14 protein-coding genes and 1 pseudogene are annotated in these 14,727 nt (G+C 71.6%); 6 read left to right on the forward strand and 9 right to left on the reverse strand.

The window, feature by feature from the left end:
- The first annotated feature begins 105 nt into the window (after nucleotides 1–105).
- A complete protein-coding gene (locus KUM38_RS30120; RefSeq protein ID WP_217133975.1) occupies nucleotides 106–759 on the forward strand; it encodes a phosphoribosyltransferase in 654 nt (217 codons plus the stop codon).
- Here KUM38_RS30120 and KUM38_RS30125 read toward each other — a convergent pair.
- Entirely contained in the window at nucleotides 756–1,664 is a 909-nt protein-coding gene (locus KUM38_RS30125; protein WP_217133978.1) for a LysR family transcriptional regulator, read from the reverse strand. The two genes, KUM38_RS30120 and KUM38_RS30125, sit on opposite strands and share 4 nt — an antisense overlap.
- Before the next feature lie 72 nt (nucleotides 1,665–1,736).
- Between KUM38_RS30125 and KUM38_RS30130 the strand changes: the two genes are divergently transcribed.
- The gene (locus KUM38_RS30130) at nucleotides 1,737–2,126 is read left to right on the forward strand and encodes a RidA family protein (protein ID WP_217133981.1); all 390 of its coding nucleotides are present in this window, start codon (nucleotides 1,737–1,739) and stop codon (nucleotides 2,124–2,126) included.
- A gap of 24 nt (nucleotides 2,127–2,150) precedes the next feature.
- Here the strand turns inward: KUM38_RS30130 and KUM38_RS30135 are convergent, their stop codons facing one another.
- On the reverse strand, nucleotides 2,151–2,948 hold the full coding sequence (locus KUM38_RS30135; protein ID WP_217134453.1) for a VOC family protein: 798 nt from the start codon (nucleotides 2,946–2,948) through the stop codon (nucleotides 2,151–2,153).
- A gap of 476 nt (nucleotides 2,949–3,424) precedes the next feature.
- Here KUM38_RS30135 and KUM38_RS30140 point away from each other — a divergent pair, with 476 nt between their 5' ends.
- Complete coding sequence (locus tag KUM38_RS30140; RefSeq protein ID WP_217133982.1) at nucleotides 3,425–3,574, forward strand: hypothetical protein; 150 nt, start codon at nucleotides 3,425–3,427, stop codon at nucleotides 3,572–3,574.
- Here KUM38_RS30140 and KUM38_RS30145 read toward each other — a convergent pair.
- From KUM38_RS30145 to KUM38_RS30165, 5 genes are all read right to left on the reverse strand, one after another.
- Nucleotides 3,571–6,582 (reverse strand): family 16 glycoside hydrolase, encoded by a 3,012-nt coding sequence (locus KUM38_RS30145; RefSeq protein WP_217133983.1) that lies wholly within the window; start codon nucleotides 6,580–6,582, stop codon nucleotides 3,571–3,573. The two genes, KUM38_RS30140 and KUM38_RS30145, sit on opposite strands and share 4 nt — an antisense overlap.
- A gap of 190 nt (nucleotides 6,583–6,772) precedes the next feature.
- Nucleotides 6,773–7,516 carry a bifunctional 2-polyprenyl-6-hydroxyphenol methylase/3-demethylubiquinol 3-O-methyltransferase UbiG gene (locus KUM38_RS30150; RefSeq protein WP_217133984.1) on the reverse strand — a complete coding sequence of 248 codons (744 nt, stop codon included), beginning with the start codon at nucleotides 7,514–7,516 and terminating at the stop codon, nucleotides 6,773–6,775.
- Between the two features lie 46 nt (nucleotides 7,517–7,562).
- On the reverse strand, nucleotides 7,563–8,375 hold the full coding sequence (locus tag KUM38_RS30155) for an SAM-dependent methyltransferase (protein WP_217133986.1): 813 nt from the start codon (nucleotides 8,373–8,375) through the stop codon (nucleotides 7,563–7,565).
- A gap of 112 nt (nucleotides 8,376–8,487) precedes the next feature.
- The gene (locus KUM38_RS30160; RefSeq protein ID WP_217133988.1) at nucleotides 8,488–8,913 is read right to left on the reverse strand and encodes a contact-dependent growth inhibition system immunity protein; all 426 of its coding nucleotides are present in this window, start codon (nucleotides 8,911–8,913) and stop codon (nucleotides 8,488–8,490) included.
- A gap of 43 nt (nucleotides 8,914–8,956) precedes the next feature.
- Complete coding sequence (locus tag KUM38_RS30165; RefSeq protein WP_217134455.1) at nucleotides 8,957–12,331, reverse strand: pyruvate carboxylase; 3,375 nt, start codon at nucleotides 12,329–12,331, stop codon at nucleotides 8,957–8,959.
- Nucleotides 12,332–12,522: 191 nt separating this feature from the next.
- On the opposite strand from KUM38_RS30165, the gene KUM38_RS30170 reads away from it, so the two are divergent.
- Together KUM38_RS30170 and KUM38_RS30175 are read left to right on the forward strand one after the other, a co-directional pair.
- Nucleotides 12,523–12,753 carry a hypothetical protein gene (locus tag KUM38_RS30170; RefSeq protein ID WP_217133991.1) on the forward strand — a complete coding sequence of 77 codons (231 nt, stop codon included), beginning with the start codon at nucleotides 12,523–12,525 and terminating at the stop codon, nucleotides 12,751–12,753.
- 186 nt (nucleotides 12,754–12,939) lie between these two features.
- Nucleotides 12,940–13,314, forward strand: a pseudogene (locus KUM38_RS30175) (winged helix-turn-helix transcriptional regulator); the annotation flags it as partial.
- A 21-nt stretch (nucleotides 13,315–13,335) separates the two neighbouring features.
- Here the strand turns inward: KUM38_RS30175 and KUM38_RS30180 are convergent.
- Nucleotides 13,336–13,662 (reverse strand): nuclear transport factor 2 family protein, encoded by a 327-nt coding sequence (locus KUM38_RS30180; protein ID WP_217133993.1) that lies wholly within the window; start codon nucleotides 13,660–13,662, stop codon nucleotides 13,336–13,338.
- A 127-nt stretch (nucleotides 13,663–13,789) separates the two neighbouring features.
- On the opposite strand from KUM38_RS30180, the gene KUM38_RS30185 reads away from it, so the two are divergent.
- Nucleotides 13,790–14,335, forward strand: a complete 546-nt coding sequence (locus KUM38_RS30185) for a DoxX family protein (RefSeq protein ID WP_217133995.1) — start codon at nucleotides 13,790–13,792, stop codon at nucleotides 14,333–14,335.
- Between the two features lie 18 nt (nucleotides 14,336–14,353).
- Here KUM38_RS30185 and KUM38_RS30190 read toward each other — a convergent pair whose 3' ends face one another.
- Complete coding sequence (locus tag KUM38_RS30190; RefSeq protein WP_217133997.1) at nucleotides 14,354–14,725, reverse strand: helix-turn-helix domain-containing protein; 372 nt, start codon at nucleotides 14,723–14,725, stop codon at nucleotides 14,354–14,356.
- Nucleotides 14,726–14,727: the final 2 nt, after the last annotated feature.

Consider the following 14,727-nt stretch of genomic DNA (forward strand, 5'->3'; position numbering starts at 1 on the left):
GCGGCGCGCGGCGGAGGGGTACGCGGCTCGTCGCCATGACATCCCCAGGTGAGTGGGGGCCGATGACGGTTACCCGGCATCCGTGGCCGAGGAAGGGAGCGAGCCGTGCGATTCCAGAGCCGTGCGCATGCCGGACAGGAGCTGGCCGTCAGAATGCTGGAGTGGGCGAGCAGCGGCGATCTCGCGAACGTGACCGTGCTGGCGCTGCCGCGCGGTGGTGTCCCGGTCGGGGCGGAGATCGCCCGGGCGATGCAGGTTCCCCTGGATGTGCTCGTGGTCCGCAGGATCGGGGTTCCCGGATCCCCCGAGGTGGGCATCGGGGCGATCGCCGGGGACGACCCCCCGGTGTTCGACCGTACGGGAATGCGGGCCCTGGACCTCTCGGAGGACAAGCTCGGCCCTGAGGTGGCCCGGGCACGGGTCGAGCTGCACCGGCGGGAGCGGGTCTACCGCGGCGGGCGCCCCGCGCCGGAGGTCGGTGGTCACAGCATCGTGGTCGTGGACGACGGGCTGGCCACGGGCATCACCGCCCGTGCGGCCCTGCGGCACCTCCGGCGCGGCGATCCCCTGCGCCTGATCCTGGCGGTGCCGGTGTGCGGCCACGGGACCGCCGCGGCGCTGCGGGACGAGGCCGACGACGTGGTCTCCCTGTACCAGCCGCAGCAGGTGCGGTCGGTCGGTGAGTGGTACGACGACTTCCACCGGGTCACCGACCAGGAAGTGCTGGACGCCCTGAGCGAGCTGCACCCGGCCGGCTAGACACCGTCCCGCGGCTCCCGGCCGACCGTGGCCAGGAGGTTGGCGACCAGGGGGTTCGGGTCGTCCGTCCGCCAGGCGACGGCGACCCGGGTGCGGACGGTACCGGGCGCGACGGCACGGAAGGCGACGCCCTCGAGGCGGATGCGCCGGATGCTCGCCGGGGCCAGGGAGACACCGAGGCCGGTTTCCACCAGGGCGCAGACGGTCTGCCACTCCACCGCGTGCTGGACGATCCGGGGGGTGAAACCCGCCTCGGCGCACAGGCCGGTGATCCGGTCGTGGAGCCGTGGGCCCACGGCGCGGGGCAGGAGCACGAACGGCGAGTCCGCCAGCCGGGCCACTTCCACGGTCCGCCGGGCGGCGAGCGGGTGGGCCGCGGGCAGGACGGCCACGAACGGCTCGGTCAGGACGGTCTCGAAGCCGAGTCCGGTCTCGTCCGTGGGCGGCTCGCGCAGCAGGCCGATGTCGATCGACTTCTCGTGCAGGGCGGTGATCTGCGGTGCGGTGGTCATCTCGCGGATGTCCAGCTCCACGTCGGGATACCGCTGCCGGAAGGTGCGCAGCAGGCCGGGCAGGACCGTCAGGGCGAGGGAGGCGGCGAAGCCGATCCGCAGGCGGCCGGACCGGCCGCTCCCGGCGGCCCGGGCGGCGGACAGGCCGTCCGTGAGGTCGGCCAGGGCCCGCCGGACGGCCGGGAGCAGTTCGCGTCCGGCCGGGGTGAGGGTGACGCGTCCCGGTCCGCGGTGGAACAGCGGATGGCCCACCTTGTCCTCGAGGCGGCGGATCTGCTGGCTCAGCGGTGGCTGGGCGATGCCGAGCCGGGCGGCCGCGTGACCGAAGTGCAGTTCCTCGGCGAGGACGAGGAAGGCGTGCAGCTGCGGCAGGGGAAGCTCCGGGCGTGTCATACGTCCAGAGATATCAGGTCGTCACCGTTGCCGTATTGGACGTATCGGAGCTGGTCACCTAGCGTGCGGCGTATGACGGAACGACGTACGGTCCTCAGCGGCTCGACGTTCGAGGAGCAGATCGGTTACGCCCGCGCCGTGGTCCACGGCGACGGGGTGCACGTGTCCGGGACGACCGGGTTCGACTACGCCACCATGACCATCTCCGACGACGTGGTGGAGCAGGCCGAGCAGTGCCTGCGCAACATCGGGGCCGCGCTGACCGAGGCGGGGTGCACCTTCGCCGACGTGGTGCGGGTGCGTTATCTGCTGCCCGACCGGGCCGACTTCGAGCCGTGCTGGCCGGTTCTGCGCCGCTGTTTCGGCGACGTCCGGCCGGCCGCCACCATGCTCGTGTGCGGTCTCGCCGACCCCCGGATGAAGATCGAGATCGAGGTGTACGCGCAGCGATCGGCACGGTGACGGCCGGCCCGGGGTCCCCGGCGTTCAGCTCTCGGCCGGGGTGAGCACCACGAAGTCCGCGTCGAAGGGGTCGAGACAGACGGCCATGCGGCCGACGCCCTCCGCGTCGACCGGCCCCATCTGCACGCTTCCGCCGTTCGCGGTGACCTCGGCCACCGCGGCGTCGCAGTCGGTGACGTTGAAGACCGGGTGCCAGTACGGCCGTCCGCCCGCCAGGGCGAGGTCCTCCTTGCCGACCTCCATGAGGCCGCCGTGCATCCGCTCCTCGGGCAGCCCGGCCGGGGTGATCAGGGTGTAGGTGCCCTCGCCGCCCGGCATCTCCATGTCGCTGAACCGCCAGCCGAGGACCCCTCCGTAGAACTCCTTCGCGGCCGCCGCGTCGCTCGTGTACAGCTCGGTCCAGGACAGTGAGCCCGGCTGGTCCACCAGGTCGACGCCCTTGCTCTCCCCCGGCTGCCAGACGGCGAACTGGCCGCCCAGCGGGTCGCTGTACTGTGCCATCCGGCCCCATTGTTCGAGGTCCATCGGCGCCACCCGCACGGTGCCGCCGGCGCGCTCCACCGCCTGGGTCGTGGCGTCCGCGTCGGCGACGGTGTAGTAGATCATCCAGGCCGGACGCGCTCCCTCCTCGGTGAGCTTGCCGAGGCCGGCGACCATCTTGCCGTCCTTGCGGAACATCCCGCCCTCCATGTCCTCCCCGTCCCCCATGGGCTCGTAGTCCCAGCCGAGGACCGCGCCGTAGAAGGCAGCGGCGGCCCGGACGTCGGGGGACCCGAGGTCGAGCATGCAGGGGGAGCCGGGGGCGAAGTCAGTGGTGATCACCGCGATGTCCTTTCGCAGATTCCCTTTGGCCTCAGCGTGCCACCGGGCACTGACACTCGCCCTCCGGGCGTTCGGGGGCTGTTCCTCGTCTGCCGCTCCGCGTGTGGTGCGGGGCAGCACGAGCCGGGAGGGACGGACGGCGTCGCGGTAGATCTTGTGGGTGACGGGGCGGCCCACCGGCAGGTGGAAGCTGAACAGCGTGCCCCCGCGCCCGGCGGGCATGGCCGGCGCCACCACCGACATGCTGCGCGACCTCGGCTTCACGCTCGGCTCCGTCGTCGTCGGCGCGGTCGTCCTCAGTGGCGTGGGGTCGGCGTTCACGGCGAGCCTGTCGGGCGCGGACCTGACGCCCGGGCAGGCGTCCACGGCGGACGAGACCGCCCGGGCGGGCGGGCCGATCGCGGTGAACAGCCTGCCGCCCGGCGCACGGGCTCGCCCCGGACGCCCTGGGCAGCGGCTTCGGCACGGCCTGCCCGGTGTGCGGCGCGGCGGCGGCCGTCGCCGCGGCCCTGACCGCCTTCGGCATGATCGGGATCCGCGCCCGTCACTCCTCGGCGGACGAGACGTCCGGTGTCCTGCCGTCCGCGCCGGACGACAGGACACCGGACCCGGCCGTCGCGCGCTAACTCAGCGGTTCGATACGGATGTTGCGGTAACGGACCTTGTTGCCGTGGTCCTGCAGCCGGATGGCTCCGGCGGCGGGACCCTCGGCGATCCCGCCGCCCGTCGGGCCGTCGACGGTCACGTTGTCGTGGATCTTCTTGCCGTTCCACACCACGGTGACCCGCGCGTCCGACGTCTTGTCGCCCTCGGCGTCGTAGCGCGCCGCGTGGAAGACGATGTCGTACGACTGCCAGGTCTCGGGTGCCCGCGCGGCGTTCACGTCGGGGGCCTTCTTCAGATAGATCGCTCCCGCTTCGTTGGTGTCGGGTGTGGTGTCGCCGTAGGAGTCCAGGATCTGGAGCTCATAGCGGTCCTGGAGGTAGACGCCGCTGTTGGCGCGGTCCTGCCCCGTCACGTCCGGGGGCAGCTTCGGCAGCCAGTACTCCACGTGCAGCTTGAAGTCGTCGTAGCTGTTCTTGGTGCGGATGTCCCCGCAGCAGACCTCCATCGCGCCGTCGGTGACGGGCCACTCGACGGGGCGCCCGTCGGTGTGCTGCCACCGGTCGAGGCCGTCGCCGTCGAACAGGGTGACCGGGCTGCCGTGCCGGTCGACGGCGAGGAGGTCGAGGTTGACGTGGCCGGTGTCGCCCTCGTCGTACCGGTAGGCGATGCTGTTGTGCCCGGCGCGCAGCCTCAGGGCCTCGGTCTGGGTCGACCAGGTGTCCCAGTCGCCGGTGCTGCGGAACTCGGTCTGCTTCACCTTCCGTCCGTTGACGTACAGGGAGAGGGACTTGGTGCCCCGGAACGGGTCGGGGCCGTTGGAGTAGCGCAGCCCCAGGTCGTACGTTCCGCTCCTGCGCACGTCGACGTCGAAGGTCGTCGTGGCGCCCTGGGTGCCGTACCGGTCGACGAATCCGCTGCCGGAGTAGCCCCGGTGGTCCGTGTTGACGCCGGCCGCTCCGGTGAGGGACGCCTCCTCGGCCTCGTACAGCGGGCCCGGTTCGGGCTGCTTGCCCGGCATGGCGTTGAGCGTGTACCAGGCCTCCGTGCTCCACAGGGTCTCGCCCGACGCCGAGCTGAACGGGCGCGGGGAGCGCAGGTGCACGACGCGGCCCGGCTTGAGTCCCTCGACGGCCAGGGTCACCTTCCTGCGGTCGTCCGACAGTTTCGCCGAGGTCACCTCCAGGGTCTCCTCGGCGATCTTGGGGCCGCCGTAGTCGCGCGTCGGGGTGTAGCGCCACTGCTCGGCCTCGTAGTGGCTGACAAGGTTGTCAGCGGTTTCCTGCGACAGGGGCTGGGTGTACTCCAGCTCGAAGCCGCCCTTCTTCACCCGCATGGCCTGGATGTCGAAGGTGTTGCCGCCGTTCGGCGTCAGCTTCTGGAGGCCGTACCTGAGCTTGCCCTCCTGGCCCCAGTTGCCGTCCGCTCCCAGACCGCCCGCGTAGATCGCGCCGTCGGGGCCCATGGTGATCCGGTTGACGCCGGCCTCGAGGCCCTGGGTGAAGCGGAAGACCGCGCCCTGGTACTGGCCCTTGACCTTCTCCAGGTAGGCACGCTGGAGACCGCCGTAGGTGACGTCGCCGAACAGCATCTGCCCCTTGAACCTGCCCTTGGTCAGGTAGAGCGGTGTGCTGGGCGAGTTGGCGATCTCGTTCTGCGGGAGCCAGAGCACCGGCTGGGTCACCGGCTCGGAGTCGAAGGGGCCCGCGGGGTTGGTGTAGTGGTTGAAGAAGCGGTCCTGCTTGATGTGGACCAGCTTCGACGAGGGGAGCCAGCCGCCCTGGTTGTCGGTGGCGAAGATGTCGCCGCCGGGGCCCCAGCCGATGCCGTTCGGGGTGCGCAGACCACCGGCTATGTAACTGACCTTGCCGGTCTTTTTGTTGACCTTGATGGTCGCGCCGCGGCCGGGTGCGGGCTGCGGGTCCGTGGTGGCGCCGCCGTAGTTGATGGCGACGGACAGGTTCAGGTAGAAGTAGCCCTTGCTGTACAGCAGCCCGAAGGCGAACTCGTGGAAGTTGCCGCCGTAGGGCCAGGTGGCGATCGTCTTGGACTTGTCCATGAAGCCGTCGCCGTCGCTGTCGCCCAGCTCCGTCAGCTCGTGCTTCTGGGAGACGAAGACGGTGCCGTCGACGACCTTGAGGCCCATCGGCTCCTTGAGGCCCTCGGCGATCTTCGTGGCCTTCACCTTGTCCGGGCCCGTGGTGCCGGTGACCTCGTCCATGACGTAGACCTCGCCGGCGGTGTTGTCGGTGCCGCCCCAGGTGCTCACCACCAGACGGCCGTCGGGCAGCCAGTCCATGCCGGTGACCTGCGGTTCGAAGCCCTCGGGGCGCAGGTCGGTGAGGGTGTGGTCGGGGCGCACCGAGTTGAGCGGGAGGCCGTCGCCGGGCGAGTCGCGGAAGCCCTCGCACTCCTTGCGGCCCGGGGCGGTGACCCGGACCACTCCGGCGTCGGTGCTCAGCGCCGTGTTCGGCACGGTCGCGAAGCCGTCGGCGCCCGGGGGCTGCCAGGCGAGGTTGAGCACCTGATCGCCGCCGCGCTCGAAGTGGTCGATGCGCAACGCGTGCATGCCCTCGGTGAGCTGGACGGCGCCGTCCTTGGGTTCGGCACCGTGCAGCCCGTCGTGGTCGATGACCAGCTGGTCGTCGATCAGCAGCCGTGAGCCGTCGTCACTGGTCAGCCGGAAGGTGTACGAACCGTCGGCCGGTACGTGGATGTTGCCGGTGACCTGGGTGACGAAGTTGTCGCCGAACCCGCCGAAGTCGCCGGTCGTGCTCCAGTCGACGGTCGGCATCAACTTGTCGACGTTGGGGGTCTGTCCGGGCTTGAGCGTGCAGATCTTCTCGAGCGGGACCTGCACGTCGAAGACGCGCAGGGTGACACCGGGCTCCTGCGGCGGCACGTCGGCCTGTGGTGCGGAGCCCGGTCGGGCCGATGCCAGGGGAGCCCCCCAGAGCCCGCCCGCGACGAACGCCCCGACGAGCAGTCCCGTCAGGGATCTTCGGGCGCGCCGGTACAGCCGTGCGTCCATGCTTCCTCCTGCTGAGTCGACCGGAGGGCCGGATAACTCCGGTGCCGAATGGCGAACCGCCAACGGTTGCGGCCGACACGCTAGGAGACTTCTGCTCAACTCGTCCATACTTTGTCATCGATGAGTTCAAAGTCCTTCGAGTGGGCAGCATTCATCGATGTAATGGGTGTGCCGCGGGACGGGTGTGCGGTTACGAGGAGGGCGGGATGCGGTAGACGGACACGTGGGAACGCGACTCGGCGGTGAACGCGGCGCCGTCCCAGTCCGCGTGCCTGGACTCCAGCTCGAAACCGGCCAGTTGGGCCATGAGGTCGAGTTCGGCCGGCCAGATGTAGCGGTGCGGGCTGCGGAACAGCTGCGCCTGCCGGCTGTCGTCGAAGTGGAAGTGGTGCGACACGACGTGCTGGCGCAGGGTGTCGTAGGTGTCCAGGGCGATGTACCCGGACTCGGACTGCCAGACCGTGGCCGCCTGGCCCGGTGGCAGTTTGCGCAGCTCGGGCACCCAGAGCTCGATCACGAACCGGCCGCCGGGGCCGAGGTGACGGGCGGCGTTGCGGAAGCACTCGACCTGCTCGGCCTGGGTGAGCAGATTGGAGATGGTGTTGAAGACGAGGTAGACGAGGGTGTACTCCCCGGGGGCGGCGGTGGTCGCCATGTCGCCGATGATCACGGGGATCGTCGCCTCGTCGGCCTTGGTGCGCAGTTGCTCCACCATCGGCCGGGACAACTCGATGCCGGTGACGGGGACTCCGCTCCCGGCGAGCGGAACGGCCACCCGGCCCGTGCCGATGGCGAACTCGAGGGCCGCCCCGCCCTCGGCGAGCCGGGCGAGGCGGTCCACGGTCGGTTCCAGCACCTCGGGCGCGAACATTCCGGTGCCGGACGTGTCATAGCGCTGGGCGGCGTCAGCGTCCCAGATGTCCTCTTGTTCCATTCCGTCAACGCTCGCCGCCGGAGCCGGTGTTGTCCAGCGAATTACGTCAGGGCTTGCGGGCGAGACCGCCGTGCTCGCCGATGGGTTCCGGGGTGGGGGTGTCGCTGTCCGGGCGCCACAGCGGGACGGAGACGACGCCGGGATCGACGAGGTCCAGGCCCTCGAAGTACGCCGTGATCTGGTCGACGGTGCGCAGGTTGTAGGGCACGGCGCCGCTCTCGTTGTAGGCGTCCTGGGCCCGCTCGAAGACGGGGTCGACGCCCCGCGAGCCGTCGTTGACGGAGAGGTAGCTGCCGGAGGGCAGCGCGGCCATCAGCCGGGTGACGATGGAACGCGCCTGGTCGTAGTCGGCTATGTGACCCAGGATGTTGCTGAGGATGAGGGCGGTGGGACGCTCGAAATCCAGCGTCTGCGCGGCGACCTCCAGGATGCGGTCGGGGTCGAGTACGTCGGCGTCCACGTACGCGGTCGCCCCTTCCGGGGCGGAGTAGAGCAGGGCGCGGGCGTGGGCCAGGACCATCGGGTCGTTGTCGACGTAGACGATCCGCGACTCGGGGGCGATCCGCTGGGCGACCTGGTGGGTGTTGTCGGCCGTCGGCAGCCCGGTCCCGATGTCCAGGAACTGCCGGATGCCGGCCTCGCCCGCCAGGTAGGTGATGTTGCGGCGCAGGAAGGCACGGCTGCTGCGGGCGATGGTGACGATTCCGGGGAAGACGGCGGTGTAGGCGTCGCCGGCCTCCTCGTCGACGGGGTAGTTGTCCTTCCCGCCCAGCCAGTAGTTCCAGATCCGGGCCGAGTGCGGCACCGAGGTGTCGATCTTCTGTTGCGCTGATCCTGGCGTCGCGGCAGGGTCGGTCATGTGTACCGTCCGTAGTCGTTCGAGGGCTGTTTTGGCCAACGCATAATCTACGGTCCCACAGCTCGTCGGCGCAGGCTTGTTCGCGGGGACACGAGGTCACGTCCCGCACGGATCAGCCGGATGCCGCGGGCCCCGTGACGAAACGGGTGAGCTCCTCCGCCACTTCGCGCGGCAGATCCGCGACGGCCTCCGCGGGCAGCGCCGCGATCACGTCGCGCAGCCGCACGGCCAGGTCCGGGAACAAGGTCCAGGCCGACAGCGGGGCCTCGACGGCCGTGAGCAGCAGGTCCCCCTCGTAGAAGGTCGCGTCCAGCAGCGGCTCCTCCAGCAGCAGGCCGACCGCGAGCGGCAGGACGTACGGCAGGGCGACGCGTTGCCCGACGAGCATGCGCAGATCTCCCGGCCGCAGTGCGCGCAGCGGCACGCGTCGCAGCTCGTGCACCGTGCGGATCAGGTGGGTCGCGTCGGCGGCCGGATCCTCCCAGCGGGGCGGATCCAGCTCGTCGAGCGTACGGTCGAGGTGCAGCAGACGGTCCACGGCGACATTCTCGCCGACCGGGCCGGCCGGGCCGACCCCCGGCTCAGCCGAGTTCCACGATGAGGTCGCCGCCCTCCACCTGCTGAACGCGGTTGATGGCCAGCCGGGCGACCGTGCCGGACTTCGGGGCGGTGATCGCGGCCTCCATCTTCATCGCCTCGATCGTGGCCACCGTGGCACCGGCCGCCACCTCGTCGCCCTCGGCGACCGCGAGGGTCACCACGCCGGCGAAGGGTGCCGCGACATGGCCGGGATCGGCGCGGTCGGCCTTCTCGGTGACCGGGACGTCGGAGGCCGCCGCCCGGTCGCGGACCTGGATCGGCCGCAGCTGGCCGTTCAGGGTGGCCATCACGGTGCGCATGCCCCGCTCGTCGGCGTCGCCCACCGCCTGCAGCTCGATGAGCAGCCGCACGCCGGGGTCGAGGTCGACGCTGTACTCCGTGCCGGGGCGCAGCCCGTAGAAGAAGTCCTTGCTGTCCAGGACGCTGGTGTCGCCGAAGGACTGCCGGTGCGTCTCGAACTCCCGGGTGGGACCGGGGAAGAGGAGGCGGTTGAGGGTCGGCCGGCGGTTCTTCGCCAGGCCCGCGCGGTCGTCGGCGGTCAGCTCCTGGACGGGCTTGGGCTCGGCGCGGCCCCGCAGGGCCTTGCTGCGGAACGGCTCGGGCCAGCCTCCCGGCGGGGTGCCCAACTCGCCGCGCAGGAAGCCGATCACGGAGTCCGGGATGTCGAACCGGTCCGGCTCCTCCTCGAAGTCCCGCGGGGAGACGCCCGCGCCCACCAGGTGCAGTGCCAGGTCGCCCACCACCTTCGACGAGGGGGTGACCTTCACCAGGCGTCCGAGCATCCGGTCGGCGGCGGCGTACATCGCCTCGATGTCCTCGAAGCGGTCGCCGAGGCCCAGCGCGATCGCCTGGGTGCGCAGGTTGGACAACTGCCCGCCGGGGATCTCGTGGTGGTAGACACGGCCGGTCGGCGAGGCCAGGCCGGCCTCGAAGGGTGCGTAGACCTTGCGGACGCTCTCCCAGTAGGGCTCCAGGTCGCCGACGGCCGTCAGGTCCAGTCCGGTGGGGCGCTCGGAGTGGTCGGTCGCGGCGACGATCGCCGACAGGGAGGGCTGGGAGGTGGTGCCCGCCATCGAGGCCACCGCTCCGTCGACCGCGTCCGCGCCGGCCTGGATCGCGGCGAGGTAGGTGGCGAGCTGGCCGCCGGCGGTGTCGTGGGTGTGCAGGTGGACCGGCAGGTCGAACTCCCGGCGCAGGGCCGACACCAGCGTCGCCGCCGCGGGGGCCCGCAGCAGTCCGGCCATGTCCTTGACGGCCAGGACGTGCGCGCCCGCCTCCACGATCCGCTCGGCCAGGCGCAGGTAGTAGTCCAGGGTGTAGAGCCGCTCGGACGGGTCGGACAGGTCGGCGGTGTAGCACAGGGCCACCTCGGCGACGGCCGTGCCGGTCTCGCGCACCGCGTCGATCGCGGGCCGCATCTGGGAGACGTCGTTGAGCGCGTCGAAGATGCGGAAGATGTCGATGCCGGTGGCCGCCGCCTCCTGGACGAAGGCGTCGGTCACCTCGGTCGGGTACGGCGTGTAGCCCACGGTGTTGCGGCCGCGCAGCAGCATCTGGAGGCAGATGTTGGGCACGGCCTCCCGCAGGGCGGCCAGGCGCTCCCACGGGTCCTCGGCGAGGAAGCGCAGGGCGACGTCGTACGTGGCGCCGCCCCAGCACTCCAGCGAGAACAGCTCGGGCAGGGTGCGCGCCACCACGGGGGCGACGGCGAGCAGGTCCTTGGTGCGGACCCGGGTGGCGAGCAGCGACTGGTGGGCGTCGCGGAACGTGGTGTCGGTGACGCCGATGGTCGGCGCGTCGCGCAGCCGGCGGGCGAAGCCGTCGGGACCGAGTTCGGCGAGCCGCTGCCTCGAGCCGGCCGGCGGCTCACCGGCGGGCAGCGGCGGCAGCTTGGTGAGCGGGTCGATCAGCCGGGGCCGCTCGCCGTGCGGCTTGTTCACCGTGACGTCGGCGAGGTACGTCAGCAACTTGGTGCCGCGGTCGGCGGAGTGACGGGCGGTGAGCAGCTCGGGTCGCCGCTCGATGAACGAGGTCGTGACGTGTCCGGCCTGGAAGTCCGGATCGTCCAGGACCGCCTGCAGGAAGGGGATGTTGGTGGCGACGCCGCGGATGCGGAACTCGGCCACCGCGCGCCGGGCCCGGCCCACCGCGGTGTCGAAGTCCCGGCCCCGGCAGGTGAGTTTCACCAGCATCGAGTCGAAGTGGGCGCTGATCTCCGTACCGGCGTGGGTGGTTCCGCCGTCCAGGCGGATGCCGGAGCCGCCGGGCGAGCGGTAGGCGCTGATGCGGCCGGTGTCGGGGCGGAATCCGTTGGCGGGGTCCTCGGTGGTGATGCGGCACTGCAGCGCGGCGCCCCGCAGGGTGACGGTCTCCTGGGCCAGACCGAGGTCGGCGAGGGTCTCGCCGGCGGCGATGCGCAGCTGCGCCTGGACGAGGTCGACGTCGGTGACCTCCTCGGTCACCGTGTGCTCGACCTGGATGCGTGGGTTCATCTCGATGAAGACGTGGTTGCCGTCCCGGTCGAGGAGGAACTCCACCGTGCCGGCGTTGCGGTAGCCGATCTGCCGGGCGAAGTTCACGGCGTCGGCGCAGATGCGGTCGCGCAGCGCGGGGTCGAGGTTGGGCGCGGGCGCGAGTTCGATCACCTTCTGATGGCGGCGCTGCACCGAGCAGTCCCGCTCGAACAGGTGGATGACGTCGCCCTGCCCGTCGGCGAGGATCTGCACCTCGATGTGGCGGGGGTCGACGACGGCTTTCTCCAGGAAGACCGTGGGGTCGCCGAACGCGGACGCCGCTTCCCGGGAGGCCGCCTCGACGGCCTCCCGCAGCTGGGCGGGGTCCTCGACGCGGCGCATGCCGCGGCCGCCGCCGCCGGCGACCGCCTTGACGAACACGGGGAAGCCGATGCCGTCGGCGGCGCGGACGAGTTCGTCGACGTCGGTGGAGGGCGCCGAGGAGCCGAGCACGGGCACGCCGGCCTCGCGGGCGGCGGCCACCGCGCGGGCCTTGTTCCCGGTCAGTTCCAGGATCCGGGCGCTGGGTCCGACGAAGGTGATGCCGGCCTCTTCGCAGGCCCTGGCCAGCTCGGGGTTCTCGGACAGGAATCCGTAGCCCGGGTAGACGGCGTCGGCGTCCGCGCGGCGCGCGGCGCGGACGATCTCCTCGACGGAGAGGTAGGCCCGCACCGGATGTCCCGGTTCGCCGATCTCGTACGCCTCGTCCGCCTTCAGGCGGTGCAGCGAGTTGCGGTCCTCGTGCGGGAAGACGGCGACGGTTCGGGCGCCCAGTTCGTAGCTCGCGCGGAACGCCCGAATCGCGATCTCGCCGCGGTTGGCGACCAGCACCTTGCGGAACATTCTCGATCCCTCCAGCCTGCCGGTGACGAAGACCATCGTGTCGGTGGCGGGTCCGGTACGCCATGTGAACCGGGCCACTCACCTTCGGTCCGCCGACGGTGTGAGGGGCCACAGAGGAAACGCTTCCTCCATGACCCCTCCGTGGCCCTCCCCGGCCCTCGTGCGTGCCGGTGGAGCGCTACTCCGTGATCTTGAGCGGCTTGTCCGGTGTGCCGGTGCCCGGGTTGCCGGTCCTGTCCGCGGTGGCCGCGCCCGTCAGCGCCGTCGCCACGGCAGCCGGGGCGGCGTCGGGGTGGCCGCCAGGTACCCGGCCGCCGCGCGGGCCACGTGGGGAGGAGGAGGCCATCGAGGTGCCGGACATCGTCCTGGTGCCCTCGTCGCCGTCGTTCCAGGCCGAGGTGGTGTCGGAGCCGGGCGCGTAGAGGTCGACGGCCGCACCGAAGTCGGAGAAGTCGGACCGGGCGTCGTCCTGCGTCGGCGGCCGGGACCGCCCTGGAGGCGGCGGTCACCTGCTCGCCGCCCGCCCCGAGGGTGCGGACGAGTTCCCGGCCGACTCCTCCGGTTGCCCCGGTCACCACGAACAGGAACAACTTCCCTGTTGTTCCGGTGTGGTGGGGACGGCTGCCGCCGGGACGGACCCGGGACTCGCCTGCCCCGTCGGCCCGGTCGTGGACATCGTCCTCAGCCGGTGGACCACCCCGGTCCTGTGAACCCCGCACACGTACGGCCGGCAACGCTTCGCCGAGCCGCGACGGCGGATCGGCGGGGTCACCCCGAAGGTGCCGGCACAGCGGCTGCGGCAGCCGGAACGCGACGGCCCGGTCGTGCGCACGTACCATCCGGAGGTTCCGCCCCGGGTCGAGTACGGGATCAACGGGCCGGGCCTCGGCCTCGCGCCCCTCTTCGCGCGTCTCCCGGAGTGGGCCACGGCCGACCTGGACGAGGTCGAGCAGGCCCGGCACGCCTACGACGGGCGTCCCGCCCGCCGGCGCGGGGACCTCGGGTCAGGCCTCACCGGTCTCGAAGCGGGAGATGCGGCCGTCGTCGTCGACGGTGAAGGACCACCGGGTGCGCATCTCGCCCCAGGTGTCGTTGCTGTGGCGGGCGAGGAGCCGACGGCCGCCGCCGGACTCGTTGTCGACCTCCAGGTGCCCGTGGGAGGAGAAGATCTCCCGGTCGATCCACTCGGTGAGGTCGCGCTCGGAACCGTCGTCCGCCATGGTGGCACCGGGCGCCAGCAGAGCCAGGAAACCGTCCCGGTCGCGGTTGTTGACGGCCGTGACGAAGGCGCGGACGGCGGGATCGCGGAGACGGGTGCTCTGAATCGTCATGCCTGACAGCGTCGTACCGGCCGCCGGGCCCCGCCACCCGCGTCACCCGAACGGCGACCGGTGGCGCGCCGGGCCGGTGAGGGGGATGCGACGGTGGTCGGGCCAAGCCACTGCCCCGGGAGACGACGTGACCTGTTACGACCGACGTGATCTGGGCCTGCTGCTGCTCCGGCTGGGAACGGGCGGGGTGCTCGCGGCGCACGGCGCGCAGAAGTTGTTCGGCTGGTTCGGCGGGGGCGGCCTCGAGGGCACCGGCCAGTTCATGGAGTCCATCGGCTATGTGCCCGGCAGGGCGAGCGCCACGGCGGCGGGCCTCGCCGAGGCCGGCGGGGGCATGCTGCTCGCACTCGGTCTCGCCACCCCGGCGGCGGGCGCCGCGGCGGCCGGCGCGATGGCGGGCGCGTCCGCCGTGCACGTACCCAACGGCTTCTTCAACCAGGAGGGCGGCTTCGAGTACGCCGCGTCCCTGGGCCTGACGGCTGCCGGTCTCGCCGTCGCGGGTCCCGGCCGGCTCTCCCTGGACCACGCCCTCGGCCACGCGGTCAACCGGAGCTGGATGATCCCGGCGGCCTTCGCGGTGACCGCGGCGGCCACGACGATGACGGTGGGGGCGCGCGTCCGGCGGCTGCGGAAGGCCAAGGAGGGCGAGCAGGAGACGCTGTTCGAGGAGTAGTCCGACGCGCCGGCGGTCTCAGCAGCCCGTCGACTCCCTGCAGGGACCGCTCTCGGGCAGATGCGTCTCGGCCCACTTGCCGAGTTCCTTGAGCGCGGGTCCCAGCGCGGCGCCCGACTCCGTCAGACGGTAGGTGACCCGCAGCGGCGGTCCCTCGTCGACCTCACGGACCAGGAGTCCCGCGGCGCCCAGTTCGGTCAGCCGGTCGGAGAGCATGCGCTCGCTGATGCCGGGAATCGCCCGGCGCAGATCGGCGAAGTACGCCGGCTGTTCCACCAGCACGGCCACGATCGGGCCGGTCCAGCGCTTTCCGAGCAGCTGGAAGACGCGGGTGATCCCGCCGTCCACCTTTTTGCACGCCTCTGACCCATGCACCTGCTCGACCGCCATGC

Origin of the sequence: Streptomyces sp. AC558_RSS880 (assembly GCF_019049255.1) — a bacterium.
GTDB lineage: Bacteria > Actinomycetota > Actinomycetes > Streptomycetales > Streptomycetaceae > Streptomyces.

What these genes read in the sequence shown, in the direction of transcription:
- KUM38_RS30180 (WP_217133993.1), bottom strand. Translation starts at nt 13,662, where the DNA reads ATGACGATTCAGAGCACCCGTCTCCGCGATCCCGCCGTCCGCGCCTTC.
- KUM38_RS30145 (WP_217133983.1), bottom strand. Translation starts at nt 6,582, where the DNA reads ATGGACGCACGGCTGTACCGGCGCGCCCGAAGATCCCTGACGGGACTG.
- KUM38_RS30190 (WP_217133997.1), bottom strand. Translation starts at nt 14,725, where the DNA reads ATGGCGGTCGAGCAGGTGCATGGGTCAGAGGCGTGCAAAAAGGTGGAC.
- KUM38_RS30155 (WP_217133986.1), bottom strand. Translation starts at nt 8,375, where the DNA reads ATGACCGACCCTGCCGCGACGCCAGGATCAGCGCAACAGAAGATCGAC.
- KUM38_RS30130 (WP_217133981.1), top strand. Translation starts at nt 1,737, where the DNA reads ATGACGGAACGACGTACGGTCCTCAGCGGCTCGACGTTCGAGGAGCAG.
- KUM38_RS30125 (WP_217133978.1), bottom strand. Translation starts at nt 1,664, where the DNA reads ATGACACGCCCGGAGCTTCCCCTGCCGCAGCTGCACGCCTTCCTCGTC.
- KUM38_RS30150 (WP_217133984.1), bottom strand. Translation starts at nt 7,516, where the DNA reads ATGGAACAAGAGGACATCTGGGACGCTGACGCCGCCCAGCGCTATGAC.
- KUM38_RS30165 (WP_217134455.1), bottom strand. Translation starts at nt 12,331, where the DNA reads ATGTTCCGCAAGGTGCTGGTCGCCAACCGCGGCGAGATCGCGATTCGG.